Origin of the sequence: Stenotrophomonas sp. HMSC10F06 (assembly GCF_001807865.1) — a bacterium.
Lineage (GTDB): Bacteria > Pseudomonadota > Gammaproteobacteria > Xanthomonadales > Xanthomonadaceae > Stenotrophomonas > Stenotrophomonas bentonitica_A.
The window spans coordinates 37,225-50,027 of the sequence record NZ_KV791258.1 but is presented as its reverse complement, the minus strand read 5'-3'; the positions used below and the strand labels follow the sequence as shown (position 1 = coordinate 50,027).

The following is a 12,803-nucleotide window of genomic DNA, read 5'->3' as shown; positions in this document are numbered from 1 at the left end:
CATAGTCGCTTCGATCAGTGACCCTGCGTGGCGAAGCGCAGCCGGTTGTGGTCCGGGTCGATCACCATCATTTCGCGCCCGCCCCATGGCACATCTGCCGGCGGTCGGAAGACCGGCGCGCCGGCCGCAACGAACGCGGCATGCAATGCGTCCACGTCAGGCACATGAAAATACACGGCGCCCCCCGGCTCGCAATCGCCGGTGTGTTCGCTGAGGAACATCTGCTGGCCCTCACGGCTGATCTGCACGAACAGCGGCATGTCCGGTGCGAAGCGATGTTCCCAGTCGATCACGAACCCGAGCCGCTGGTAGAACGGCACGCTGATCGCGGCATCGGTCATGCGCAGTTGCGGAATGACGGTCTGGGGCATGCGTGCGGCCTCAGCCAGGATAGGACGGGAAGCGCTGATCGGGGTGGGTCTTCTTCCATTCGGTATGCGCGACCGTGCCTTCCCAGGACAGGAAAGCATTTGGCACGCGCCCGCGGCCCGACCAGGTGGCGCCGCTATGCGGCAACCAGAAACGGGGCGGCAGATCTTCCTTCGGGGCCTTGGCGACCTTGGGGGCCTTCTCGCGCCTGGCCGCAGGCGCGGTGTCCAACAGCGCCCGGATCCGGCGCTGCTGCTCGGGGCTGAAATCGGCATAGCTGGTGGTCAGCAGCACAGTGACCCGCTCATAGGCCTCTTTGGTCGCCGCCTTGAGCAGCGCCTGCTCGTCCAGTCCCGACCGCGCGACCGCCGCTGCCAGGCGGGTATTCATCGTTGCTGCGGAGGGGGCGGTGGAAGGCGTACGGGGCATGGGATTCCAGGGAGGAGGGGCTGACGGAGGGCACCATAACAAATGCGTACGTGAAGCGGCCGATGGCGTAACACGCCCTGCCCACGAAACCTGAACAGGGGGTTGGTTCATCCGTGGGTACGCAATGTTCCGGCAACCTTCGGCGACCAGATTCGATTAAACACCGTTCCCCAGGAGCAACCCACCATGATCACCTCGACCCTTTTCAGCTTCCGCGGCCTGGCCCTGGCAGTGGCGTTGACCGCTGGCGTGACCGCGGCAGGCAATGCGGATGCAATGTCGCGCAAGGACAAGAACACGCTGGTCGGCGCCGTCGTGGGCGGCGTAGCCGGGCACGTGCTGTCCAACGGTGATCCGCTGATGACCGCCGGCGGAGCAGTGGCCGGTGGTGCCATCGGCAACGTGACCACCAAGGACCGTCGCGACAACCGCAATGATCGCTACGACCGTGATCGTCGCTATGACCGTGGCCACCGGTACGAGCGCACCAGCCATCACGATCGCCGCCATGACCAGCGTCGCTGGAACCAGGACCGCCGCAACCACAATCGCGGCTGGCGCTGATCCCCAGGGTATCGCCCGGGCCCGGCGCGTCAAGCCTGCGTATCCAGCGCCTGGGCGCCCGCTGGGTGGCCGCGCAGCGCGCGCCATGAGATAGCGCGCCAGCGGCACGTCATGACATCGCGGGCTGGCGTGGGTTACCGTCCGGATCTGACGCAGCGCGGGTGCTGTCAGGGAGAGGCCGGAGATGAGGGCAGGGAAGTCCACAGCAGAACGGGCAGGGCAGCAGCGGCACCTTCCTCGGCGACACAGCGTTGCTGCCGCCGTTGCAGCCAGCGTCGCCGGTCTCTGGCTGATGCCATGCATGGCTGCAGCCCAGCGTCCGCCGGTGGGCGTGGAGGAGGCGCTGACCCGCATCGCCACCGTGGCGGACGCACCCGCCTCCACGCAGGCCGCACAGGCGCTGTGGCGCATGCCGCTGGACGCGCCGGTTATCGTGCATGACCGCGCCTCCGGGAGCAGTTGGCGCAGAGACTCCGCCACAGGGCCCGCGCTGCCTGTCGTACTGCGGAATGACCAGCCGCCCGCCAACACCTGCATCACGATCGATGGCGCCCCTGCCGTCCTGCTGCTTCTGCCGCTTCCCGGCGACCGGGACGGATTGGCGACGCTGTTCTGGCACGAGCAGTGGCACTGCGTGCAGGCGGCCCTCGGTCTGCCTGCCACCGAGGGCGACACCGCACACCTGGATGGGGAAGCCGGTCGCACGGCGTTGCGGCTGGAGATGCGCGCGCTGGCGCAGGCACTTTCCACGCGCGACGAGCACCAAGCGCGCCAGCACGCGGCAGCAGCGCTGGGCTACAGGGCTCTGCGTTCTGATGCCGCGGCACCGCCGACGCGCGCGCTGGAGGAAGAAGCCAAGGTAGAGCGCAATGAAGGCCTGGCCGAGTACTCGGGACGCGCGATCGCTGCGGCCACCCACGGTGGCGATGCGACAGCTGCCGCCGTAGATGCACTCGCCAAGGCGGATGCGTCGCAGAGTTTCGTGCGTTCGGCGGCGTACGTGACCGGGCCCGCGTACGGACTGCTGCTCGACCGTTGGTCGCCAGCGTGGCGCCGCGGGTTGTCTGCCGGCACGACGTTGCCTGCGCTGCTGGCGGATGCGCTGGGCGTCACATGGCGTGGGGCCGGCATCGCACAGAACGGTGCCGGCTATGGCGCCGATGAGGTGCGTACAGAGGAACGCGAGCGAGCAAAAGAGCGGGAGCGACGCAGTGCCGGCTATCGCGAGCGTTTCCTCGGCAACGATGCGATTCGTCTGCCCCTGCGCAACCCGTCGATCTCCTTCGATGCCCGCTCGCTGTTCCCGCTCGATGATGCCGGGACGGTCTATACGCCGCTGACGGTGCGGGATGAGTGGGGCGAGTTGACGGCAGTATCCGGGGGGCTTCTGTCCAGGGATTGGGCGTTGCTCAGCGTGAGCGGCGGCGTAGTGGACGGCGCGGGTTCCAGATGGACGGGACCAGGCTGGACGCTCGTACTCGGCGAAGGATGGCGCCTGGAGCGGGGCGGCGACGGGTGGGGTTTGACGAAGGGGTGGGGATCAGGCGTGGGCGATCCGGGCGACGCGGGTGAGTGACGTATCGGACAGCCAAACTCGTACGACCCTGCCGGCGAGGCAGGGCGTGCGCGTGCCGTTGGCAACGCCGGATTGCGTGACAGTCACGACGACCACGCGGTGTTGGCGGCTCTGCTGGAAAAGCCGGCAGGGGATGCGTGCGGAGCAGCGGCGTGGCCTTGCCTTTGCCATGTTGTCGCACCTGAAACGCGTTGCGATGGACGCGCAGGTCAACGGCGAGCCCTGATCGGAAGCGTTCAGTTTCTTCACGTTCCGTCTACGTCTTTCGGCTTCAACTGAACCCCGGTCATGGCTCTGGCGATGAGGCCGCTATCGTCCGAACACCCCATACGAAGGAGGCAGTGCAATGTTCCTGACAAAACAGCAACTGACAACGGCACGTACGCTGACAGTGGCGTTGATCGCGACTGTGGGCCTGAGTGCCTGCGCTACGTATAAAGACGAGTTCGCCACCATCAACTCCCGCCTGGATCAACTCGACACGAAGGTGCAGGGCGCCGCCCAGAGTGCCGAGTCGGCCAACCAGTCGGCGCAGCAGGCCAACCAGCGTCTGGATCAGATCGAAGGTCGCGTCCAGCAGCTCGAACAGGCGCCCCGCCGCAAGCCGCGCGGTTGATCGCTGCTGCACCGTTTGTGTGCAACGTCTGAATCGGCGACCGGTGGCCTGTGCAGGCCACTGGTCTCCGTTGGTCGTGCAATGTCCTTTGCAAGGAAGTGTCCCATCCGTACGCACTCATCTCCTGCCGTCCTGGCCCTTCGCGGGGCGCTGACCCTGGCGCTGGCGTTCGCGAGCATTGGCGTGGCCAATGCCGACGAGGCTGTCGCGAAACCGACCGCCGCCGTCGATGAACTTCCGCCGGGCCAGGAAGTCTCCAACACCGTGATTGACCTGGCCGGCTGGGTTGTCGCCACCAAGGACAGTCAGGGCTATCCGTTCGCCATCATGGACAAGGCCGCTGCGCAGATCCTGGTCTTCGACGGCGAAGGCAAACTTCGCGGCGCCGCCCCGGGGCTGTTCGGCTCGGCCACCGGCGACCATATCGCGCCCGGCATCGCCGGACTCGCCCTTCGCGAAATTCCAGGCCGGGATCGCACGACGCCCGCCGGGCGCTTCGTGGGGGGCTTTGGGCCGTCCATCGACGCGGGCCGCGTCCTGTGGGTCGACTACGATTCCGCCGTCTCCATCCACCCCACAGCGACAGGTGTCCCGAAAGAGCGACGGGCCGAGCGCCTGGCATCGGCGTCACCGGACGACAATCGCGTCACCCATGGCTGCATCAATGTCTCGCCGGCGTTCTACGCGCAGATCATTGAATCCACGTTCCAGCGGGGCGGGGTGTTTTACGTGCTGCCCGACAAGGCATCGATAGCCGAGACCTTCCCGGAGTTCGCGAAGAGTCGCGAGGCGACCCAGGGCGATGACGGAGCCCGCGCGGGTCCCGCCGGCAAGTAATGCGTCGTCACGGCGCATGGCGTTCAAAATGCGCCAGCAGCGCCGCCAGGTGCGGCGTGTCGACGACAGCGGCGACGTAGCCGTCGGGCCGGATCAGCAGCCAGTCGCCCGGTTGCACGCCATAGGCGTCGACGAAGTGCCCCTCCGCATCGCGCAGGTCGCCAGCCGGGCCGGTGACGTGGACGCGCAACCCCGCACGGGAGGGGGCGTTGGACCGATCACAGGCGTAGCCCAGCAACGTCCAATGCGTTCCGCGCAGCACCTCGAACAGGCGCACGCGCTGTCCACCCGCGCCCTGCAGCGGCGCATCCGGCGCCCGGTTGCCCGGCGCAATGCGTCCGCTGCGGGCCTCGGCAGGCAGCGTGAGTGACGATTCAGCATAGGCGAGATCGAGCTGCTGGACGCCGCGCCCACGGCGGTTGTCGCCGCGCTGGGCTTGGGCGAGCAGCGTCGTGGCAAGCCCGAGCATCGAGGCTGCAATGGGGCGGCGCTCTTGCTCGTAGGTATCCAGCAGGGCCTGCGGCGCACCCTTCAACACCGCCGCCAGTTTCCAACCGAGGTTGTAGGCGTCCTGCGCGCTGGTGTTCAGGCCCTGGCCGCCCGTGGGCGGATGCGTGTGGGCGGCGTCGCCGATGAGGAACACGCGGCCGTTGCGGTACCGGTCGGCCAATCGCGCGTTCATCCGGTACGCCGAGGCCCAACAGACATCGAGCACCGCGAGATCATTGCGGCCGGTACGCACGCGCACCATGTCCGCCAGCCCGTCGACGGAAAGGTCCACGTCACCGTCGAGCGGTACGGGGGCCTGCAGCTGGAACAGCGCCGTTCCCATCAGCGGGCACAGCGAGATCCGCCGCTGCGGGTCGTCTTCGTTGAAGTTGTGCCAGGCATCGCGCGGCAGACCGTGCAGCACGATGTCGGCCACCACCGCTCGCACGCCCAGTGTTTTGCCCGGGAAGCCGATGTCCAGTGCCTGGCGTACGAAACTCCGACCGCCGTCCGCGCCGACCAGGTAGCGCGTGCGCACGGTCTGCTCGCCCGTTGGCGTGGCAAGGCGGACGCTTACGCCGTTGGCGTCCTGTTCCAACCCGATCACTGCGTGCCCGAACTCGACCCGGTGGCCCAGCTCGGCGAGGCGATCGCGCATCACGGCCTCGGTCAGGAACTGCGGCACCATCAGCGGCCGCCGATAGGGTTCGGCCGGTGTTGCCGGGGCGGCCTCGATGACCGCGGCGTCCGTGCAGGTGCCATCGGCATGGTGCGACCGCGAGACTGGATAGAGGCCGCCGGCGGCGAACAGTCTGTCGACGATGCCCATGTCCTCGAAAATTTCCTGGCTGCGCGGCTGGATGCCCTTGCCACGTGAGCCATGGAAGGGCTGTTCCCGCTGCTCCACCAGGCGGAATGCCACGCCGCGGCGGGCCAGTTCGATGGCCAGGGTGAGGCCGGCGGCGCCGGCACCGCAGATCACTACATCAAGGGTGTCGCCCATCATTCCGCTCCAGGTGTGTGTAATATGCACTTACTAGGAGGGATGCTATGCCGGTGAAAAAGAAGGTGCAAGATACACATAATTCGGCCGAGCTAAGGTCGCTTCACCTCTCCATGGTCAGCCTCGCCAGCGTGATGAACCGGCCGCGCAACGATGAGCGGCTCATCCAGGAGGCCGGGGTGACGCTGGACCAGGCCCTGTTCCGCCTGCTGGTGGTGATCGAGCGGGTTGGGCCGATCGGGGTGGTTGAGCTGGCCGATCGGCTGGGCCGCGACTACACCACCATCAGCCGGCAGGTCGCGAAGCTGGCGGCGATGGAGCTGGTTACGCGTCGTGGCAACCCGCAGGACCGCCGTATCCGGGAGGCGACCATCGCGCCGAAGGGCAAGGAGATGACCGATCGGCTGGACGCCGCACGCGAGCGGATCGGCCGTGAGATCTTCGCCGCGTGGCCCGCGCAGGAGGTATCGGAGCTGGTCCGTTTGATGGCACAGTTCGCCAGCGCGCTGGAAGCCCGTGAGCGGGAGCCGTAACGACGCAGCGCAGACTTCAGGCCACCGCCCGTCGCTTGGACGCCCCTGTCAGATCCTCAAGGCATCACACGTGAAAGGATTCCTGCTTCTCGCCCTGCTCACGGTCGCGTCCTCGACCGCCCACGCCATCGTCATCCGCCACGACGTGGACGATGCGCGGTACCGCGTTCCCGCCACCGAGTTTCCCGCCCTCGTGGATATGCCCGGCGAAGGCCACGGTGCGCTGATCGCACCGCAGTGGGTGCTCACCGCCGCGCACACGCTGCCGATGCATGCCGACCTCAAGCAGGTGGTGATCAACGGAAGTGCCCGGGACGTCGAGCGCGTCGTCACCCATCCCGGCTATCGCACGCTGCCGCAGACGTTGATCGACCAGGCCATGGCCAGTGGCGAGGCGATGCTGATCGTGGTGTTTCTGGCCTCGGGCGATGATGTTGCCCTGATCAAGTTGAAGACGCCCGTCACCGACGTCGCGCCTGTTGTGCTTTACAGCGGCAGCGACGAGGCCGGCCAGATCGCGAAAATCCTGGGGAAGGGCGCGACGGGTACCGGTGCTACCGGGCACTCTCCCAATGGCCCCAACCGCACCGACCTTCGCCGCGCATTCAACCGGATCACCAGTGCCTACGACCGCTGGCTCTGCTATGTCTTCGATGCACCACCAGAACCGCTGCCGCTCGAGGGTGCGCTGGGCAACGGTGACAGCGGTGGCCCCGTGCTCGTCGAGCACGATGGCCAGTGGCTGCTGGCAGGGCAGGGGTCGTGGAAAGTCGTCCAGGGCAATGTGCTGACGGCCCGGCCCGGGCGCTATGGGCAGGTGACCTGCAATGTGCGCGTGAGTCACTACCGGGACTGGATTCAACGTGTGATGGCCGGGCAGCCTTAGATGGCGTTGGAAGAGGGTACCTGGCCGACCAGGTATCACCGCGTGGCGCAAGGTCAGCGGCGATGCCAGGGCTATGATCCAAGGAAGGACATCAGCAAAGGAGCACCACGCACATGGACGTTGTAGAACCGCTGGAGGTGCTTCGCACGTCCGTACGCCGCCTCACTCTGTTGACTATCGCCCTTGGACTGCTTGTTGCAGCCCTGGCGGTGGCAGTCATCGCATTGTCGATGGCGCCGCGCGGAACACTCACCGTTGATGAACTCCGTGCCCATCGCGTCGTTGTGCTGGATGACCAAGGCGTAATGCGTGTTGAGGTGGGCCAGGATGCAGTTGATGCCGGAAGGCGATCGCGCACGGCCGGTGTGTGGCTGTACGACGCCAAAGGCGATGAACGCGGTGGGATGGCAACCCACGAAGATGGCCTGGTAGCTCTTGCCTTCGATGCCCCGGTGGGGAAGGGCGAGGATCACCTGCGTGATCGCCTGAGCCTGCGCGTGAATGCCGACGGTGCTTCCCAGGTACTGCTTACGGAAAACCTGACCCGCGGCATTGTCGGTCTTCTGTCCGACGGTACAGGCAACGGCGGGGTGGAGACGTATCGCTGGGACATGGATGCCAAGCTCATCCACCGCCGTTACATCACGTTCGATCAGGACGAGCGGCAGCAGCGCCCGTTGGGTGAGCCGCTGGCGCAATAGGCCGTCATCGCTCATGCCCACGCAGCGCCGCGTGCTCGACCGGGATCGAGAGCTGCTGGCTCACCTCGGATCGAGCAGGCGCCGGGCGTCCCCCGGCGCCTGCGTCACGCTATGCGGTCAGCCCGCCTGACCCAACCGTACCTTCAGCTGATCGATCTCCGCCTTGCTGACGCCGATGGATTTCAAGTAGCCTTCGGCACCGCCGTACTGCTGATGCAGGTCACCAGGAACAGCTCCATGTTCTCCGGTGTGGTGCCCGACATGCCGGCCATCTTCCTGCCGATCTACGGGCGGAGCCCCTGCTCTGTACTGTGGAGTGATCCCAGCGATTTAACGCCACGGTACGGCCAGGTGCGCACACTGGTCCGGTCTGCACTGTCCCTCATGCACCGCAACCGGAGATCCCATGACCTTCAACGCCCTCCTTGCCACCAAGACCGGCGATGCCATCAGCGCCGGTGTCGTCCAGCTGACCGAGCAGGACCTGATGCCCGGCGACGTCACCGTGGCCGTGGAGTACTCCACGGTGAACTACAAGGATGCCCTCGCGCTGAGCGGTCGCTCACCGGTGATCCGTACCTTCCCGTTGATCCCCGGTATCGATCTGGCCGGTGTGGTCGAGACCTCCAGCCATCCCGGTTACACCGCTGGTGACCGTGTGCTGGTCAACGGTTGGGGGTTGAGCCAGACCCACCACGGCGGCTATGCGCAGAAGGCACGCGTGCCCGGCGAGTGGCTGGTGAAGATCCCCGAGGCGTTCACCAGCCGCGATGCGATGGCAATCGGTACGGCCGGCTACACCGCGATGCTGTCGGTGCTGGCGCTGGAGCATGGCGGTGTATCACCGGACCAGGGGGACATCCTGGTGACCGGTGCCAACGGCGGTGCCGGCTCCATCGCCATCGCGCTGCTGTCCACGCTTGGCTATCGAGTGGTGGCATCGACCGGCCGGCTGGAGGAGTCCGCGTATCTCAAGGCGCTGGGTGCGGCCGAGATCATCGATCGGGCGACCTTGTCCGCGCCAGGTGCACCGATCGCCAAGGAACGCTGGGCCGGTGCGATCGACGCGGTGGGCAGCCACACGTTGGCCAATGTGCTGGCGCAGACGCGCTATCGTGGCGTGGTGGCGGCCTTCGGATTGGCCCAAGGTGCGGATCTGCCGGGTTCGGTGCTGCCTTTCATCCTGCGCAACGTGACGCTCGCCGGCATCGACTCGGTCAACGCGCCTTACGCCGCGCGCGAGCAGGCCTGGACGCGCCTGGCTACCGATCTGGACCTGGGCAAGCTGGCGCGCACCACGCAGATGATCGGGCTGGCCGAGGTGCCGGCGCTGGCCGACCAGGTGCTGCAGGGGCGTGTACAGGGCCGCACTGTGGTCGACGTCAACGCGTGATCCTGTCGCGGCACTAAGCCGGGTGGGGGCCAGGCAGCTGCTTGACCAGCTGTTCGGCCATGGCCTTGTAGATCGGCACGCGGCACACCAGGCCGGAGACGCCGCGCGCGATCAGCACGGTGGCCAGAATGGGCAGCAGCATATCGCTGCTGTCGGTCAGCTCCAGCGAGATGACCGCCGAGGTCAACGGTGCCTGGGTGACGCCGGTCAGGTAGGCACACATCCCCAGCAGCACGAAGATGCGTTCATCGACCGAAGGCATGAGGGCGGCGAGGTTGTGGCCGAGCCCGGCGCCGACGGCCAGGGCGGGCGAGAACAGGCCGCCGGGAATACCGGCGACGTAGGAGACCAGATTGGCGACCAGCTTCATCAGGCCGAACTCGTGACCCACCGAGGGCGCTCCCTGCACCAGTCCCTTGGCCTGCTCGTAGCCGGTGCCGAAGGCCCCTGCGCCAAAGGCGGCGCCCAGCAGCACCAGGGCGAGCCCGCACAGCGCCGCCAGCAGGACCGGATGGCGCTGGCGCAGCGTGCCCAGCCAGCGTGGTCTGCCTTCCATGGTCAGCAGCACGGCTTTGGCGAACAGGCCGCCAAGCAGTCCCGCGACGGTGCCGCACAGCACGATCGCCAGCCAGGCCTGCCCCAGCGGCAACGTGGCAGTCACCTTGCCGAAGTACGTGTAGTTGCCGAGCAGGCCCAGCGACACCACGCCACCCACGATGACCGCGGTGAGCAGCGTGCCGGAGAAGCGGTGCTCGAAGCGGCCGCTGAGTTCTTCGATGGCAAACACGATGCCCGCCAGCGGGGTATTGAAGGCCGCCGCGATGCCGGCTGCGCCACCGGCGAGCAGAAAGTGGGACAGCTCTTTCGGATCGCGGAACCCGAACCATCGCCCGAACATGTACATCACGCTGGCACCGACGTGCACGGTAGGGCCCTCCCGGCCGACCGAGGCGCCCCCGAGCAACGACAGCGTGGTCAAGGCGAGTTTGCCGGCCGATACGCCCAGCGAGAGATTGTCACGCCGGAACGTGGGCGTCGGGATCTCCAGGGCCGCGATCACCTGCGGAATGCCGCTGCCGCGGGTGGGCTTGAGCGCACCACTGGTCAGCCACGCCAACAACGCGAACACCGTTGGGGTGAGCAGCAGCGCCCACCAGATCGACTGGGCGATGATCGACTGGAAGACCCGGAAGGCCGCATCGCTGGCCTTGGCAAACACGATCGCGACCAGGGCGACAGCCACGGCACCGCCCCACAGGGCCGCACGGCGCTTCCACGCATCCCTGGACAGGAGAGGGCGTTGAGGGTCTGGCGAGGTCATGGGGCGAATTATCCCACGGTGATTCGCCGGTCCTCTTCACCGAATCTGTCGGTTTGCGCTTTCAAGCGCGGGTGCCCGCGCAGGCACGCTGCGGGTTTACGTGCCGCGAGTGTCCGCGCGATCCTGTGGATCCGGGCGAATTTCAGCGGTGTCTGGCGTACCGATGAGGTGGCGCGCGTTGCGTGCATGAGTCGCTCGAGCTTCCATGCCCATTTCAAGGCGGTCACGGCGATGAGCCCGCTGGACTTCCGCCCGGTGGTTGCGCGATGACATCGGGAGGAGCTGCGGGACACCGTGGTGTGGCCGCACTCCCATGATGCCCGCGATGTAAGCGGAGGTGCCGCCGGTCAGACCGGGGCGAAACCGCGGGTGGTCTTCTTTTCGTTCTTTTCCGCCTTCTTTTCCTTGGCGGTCTTGGCAGGTTTCTTCTTCTGCTCTTTCTGTTTGTTCAGGCCTTTGGCCATGGCGACGCTCTCCAGGTGGGTTGCAACGGAGGCGAGCATGGCACATCCGGTGTCGGCCGGCGCATCGGCGTGCGATGGGTGCGCTGAAGTGAATCCGGGGTGCGCCCGTTCATGGCGCAGGGATATCCCGATAAACCGCCTCGCTGCTCAGCACCTTCAGTCCATCCGGACCACTGTGCAGCCGCCGCTGCTCACCGACCGCCTGCTGCGATTGCAGGCGATAGCCGCTCATGTCGGGGTCGGCCAGTAAACACTGTCCGGCGTCGAACGCGCGCCGAAGATGGCCTGGCCCACGCGCACCACGGTCGCGCCTTCTTCGATGGCGATCTCGACATCACCTGACATGCCCATGGAGAGCTCCTCCAGGCTGATGCCCGTCGGCAGGGTGGGGCGCAGCCGGTCGCGCAGTTCGCGCAGGCGCGCAAAGCACGGGCGCACCTGTTCCGGATCCGGGGAGAACACCGCCAGGGTCATCAACCCGCGCACATGCAGATTCGGAAACGCTGGCAACTGCTGCACGAAGTCGGCGACCTCGATCGGGTCCAGGCCGTACTTGCTGTCTTCGCCCGAGGTGTTGACCTGCACGAACACATCCAGCGTGCGCTGCTCCAGTTCCAGCCGCTGATCCAGCGCCTGTGCCACGCGCAGGCTGTCCAGCGCCTGGAACTCGCTGGCGAAGCGTGCGACGTCACGTGCCTTGTTGGTCTGCAGGTGGCCGATCACCGACCAGCGCAGGCCGGGCAGGTCGGCCATCGCCGCCGCCTTGCGCTGGGCTTCCTGCACCTTGTTCTCGCCCAGCTCATGGCAGCCGGCCTCCCACGCCAGGCGCAGGCGGGCCTCATCGACGGTCTTGCTGACCGGCAGCAGGCGCACGCCGGCCGGGTCGCGGCCGGCCAGTGCGCAGGCGCGGGCGATGCGTTCGCGGACCATCGCCAGGTTGTGGCGGATCTCGTCGACAGTGGTGGCCTGGGGCCAGGTGGGGGCAGCGATGGGCATGGGGAGCTCCGGAAGCGGGGACGGCTGCGGCGCGTCGGCGCGCCAGCAGGGCGGTCCCGTAACAACGGACAGGTTGTCATAGCGCTACCCGAAAATCACCGCCCGCCGATGTCAGGGCGCGGCGGCGGCGTTCGGGCTGACGTAGTGCGTCTGTTCGTCGTCGTTGAGGAAGATCAGTTCCGGTTTGCCCTGCCAGGAGGTCAGCATCGCGCCGGTGCTGTTCTGGTGTTTGACGACCAGGGTGGCGCCGCGATCCGGGTTGGCGGTGACCTTGAATACCTCGGTGGTGCCGGTGGCATCGTCCAAGGTGAGGATGGCCTCGTCGCCGACATCGGCGGTGCCGTAGCCGCCACGCTCGGAGCCATCGGCGCCCAGCAGGATCAGGCCTGACAGCGGTGACGCACGCGGCCCCTGGGTGATGCCCTTGGTGAGCGGATCGGGGACGGGGGCGCCGAGAATCACCCGCGCCTGGCCACTGGCATCGCGGATCACCACGCCACGGGCGGTGATGACACGCTCCTCGGACTGGCTCTGGTGCAGGCGCAGCGCGGTCCAACCGGAAACGATCAGGGCGAGGCTGGAAACGACCAGCGTGGTGACGGTCAGCGCGCGCGACATGGGGTTCT

15 protein-coding genes are annotated in these 12,803 nt (G+C 67.0%); 8 read left to right on the top strand and 7 right to left on the bottom strand.

Annotated elements, in window-relative coordinates; all coding sequences use genetic code 11:
* Positions 1–14: 14 nt before the first annotated feature.
* A complete protein-coding gene (locus HMPREF3113_RS03490) occupies positions 15–371 on the bottom strand; it encodes a bleomycin resistance protein (RefSeq protein WP_070470823.1) in 357 nt (118 codons plus the stop codon).
* 10 nt (positions 372–381) lie between these two features.
* Complete coding sequence (locus HMPREF3113_RS03485; RefSeq protein ID WP_046272557.1) at positions 382–759, bottom strand: H-NS family nucleoid-associated regulatory protein; 378 nt, start codon at positions 757–759, stop codon at positions 382–384.
* 225 nt (positions 760–984) lie between these two features.
* On the opposite strand from HMPREF3113_RS03485, the gene HMPREF3113_RS03480 reads away from it, so the two are divergent.
* From HMPREF3113_RS03480 to HMPREF3113_RS03465, 4 genes are all read left to right on the top strand, one after another.
* Positions 985–1,362 carry a glycine zipper 2TM domain-containing protein gene (locus tag HMPREF3113_RS03480; RefSeq protein ID WP_070470822.1) on the top strand — a complete coding sequence of 126 codons (378 nt, stop codon included), beginning with the start codon at positions 985–987 and terminating at the stop codon, positions 1,360–1,362.
* 301 nt (positions 1,363–1,663) lie between these two features.
* Positions 1,664–2,938: a hypothetical protein gene (locus tag HMPREF3113_RS03475; protein WP_070470820.1), complete on the top strand. Its 1,275-nt coding sequence runs from the start codon at positions 1,664–1,666 to the stop codon at positions 2,936–2,938.
* A gap of 346 nt (positions 2,939–3,284) precedes the next feature.
* Positions 3,285–3,554 carry a membrane protein gene (locus tag HMPREF3113_RS03470; protein ID WP_019185050.1) on the top strand — a complete coding sequence of 90 codons (270 nt, stop codon included), beginning with the start codon at positions 3,285–3,287 and terminating at the stop codon, positions 3,552–3,554.
* Between the two features lie 156 nt (positions 3,555–3,710).
* Positions 3,711–4,391: a L,D-transpeptidase gene (locus tag HMPREF3113_RS03465; RefSeq protein WP_070470850.1), complete on the top strand. Its 681-nt coding sequence runs from the start codon at positions 3,711–3,713 to the stop codon at positions 4,389–4,391.
* Positions 4,392–4,398: 7 nt separating this feature from the next.
* Here the strand turns inward: HMPREF3113_RS03465 and HMPREF3113_RS03460 are convergent, their stop codons facing one another.
* Positions 4,399–5,883 carry an FAD-dependent oxidoreductase gene (locus HMPREF3113_RS03460; protein ID WP_070470848.1) on the bottom strand — a complete coding sequence of 495 codons (1,485 nt, stop codon included), beginning with the start codon at positions 5,881–5,883 and terminating at the stop codon, positions 4,399–4,401.
* Between the two features lie 47 nt (positions 5,884–5,930).
* On the opposite strand from HMPREF3113_RS03460, the gene HMPREF3113_RS03455 reads away from it, so the two are divergent.
* The 4 genes from HMPREF3113_RS03455 (at position 5,931) to HMPREF3113_RS03440 (ending at position 9,396) form a co-directional block, all read left to right on the top strand.
* Positions 5,931–6,416 carry a MarR family winged helix-turn-helix transcriptional regulator gene (locus tag HMPREF3113_RS03455; protein WP_070470819.1) on the top strand — a complete coding sequence of 162 codons (486 nt, stop codon included), beginning with the start codon at positions 5,931–5,933 and terminating at the stop codon, positions 6,414–6,416.
* Positions 6,417–6,486: 70 nt separating this feature from the next.
* A complete protein-coding gene (locus HMPREF3113_RS03450) occupies positions 6,487–7,302 on the top strand; it encodes a S1 family peptidase (protein WP_070470817.1) in 816 nt (271 codons plus the stop codon).
* A gap of 113 nt (positions 7,303–7,415) precedes the next feature.
* Positions 7,416–8,003, top strand: a complete 588-nt coding sequence (locus tag HMPREF3113_RS03445; protein WP_070470815.1) for a hypothetical protein — start codon at positions 7,416–7,418, stop codon at positions 8,001–8,003.
* 406 nt (positions 8,004–8,409) lie between these two features.
* Positions 8,410–9,396, top strand: coding sequence for an acrylyl-CoA reductase (NADPH) (locus HMPREF3113_RS03440; RefSeq protein ID WP_070470813.1), 987 nt, complete (start codon positions 8,410–8,412; stop codon positions 9,394–9,396).
* A gap of 13 nt (positions 9,397–9,409) precedes the next feature.
* Here the strand turns inward: HMPREF3113_RS03440 and HMPREF3113_RS03435 are convergent, their stop codons facing one another.
* The 4 genes from HMPREF3113_RS03435 to HMPREF3113_RS03425 form a co-directional block, all read right to left on the bottom strand.
* Positions 9,410–10,717, bottom strand: coding sequence for a chloride channel protein (locus tag HMPREF3113_RS03435; protein WP_070470811.1), 1,308 nt, complete (start codon positions 10,715–10,717; stop codon positions 9,410–9,412).
* A 347-nt stretch (positions 10,718–11,064) separates the two neighbouring features.
* Positions 11,065–11,220: a hypothetical protein gene (locus tag HMPREF3113_RS18740; RefSeq protein ID WP_167390404.1), complete on the bottom strand. Its 156-nt coding sequence runs from the start codon at positions 11,218–11,220 to the stop codon at positions 11,065–11,067.
* A 189-nt stretch (positions 11,221–11,409) separates the two neighbouring features.
* Positions 11,410–12,177, bottom strand: a complete 768-nt coding sequence (locus HMPREF3113_RS03430; RefSeq protein WP_070470808.1) for a YggS family pyridoxal phosphate-dependent enzyme — start codon at positions 12,175–12,177, stop codon at positions 11,410–11,412.
* Between the two features lie 111 nt (positions 12,178–12,288).
* Positions 12,289–12,795 carry a hypothetical protein gene (locus tag HMPREF3113_RS03425; protein WP_070470806.1) on the bottom strand — a complete coding sequence of 169 codons (507 nt, stop codon included), beginning with the start codon at positions 12,793–12,795 and terminating at the stop codon, positions 12,289–12,291.
* Between the last annotated feature and the right edge of the window lie 8 nt (positions 12,796–12,803).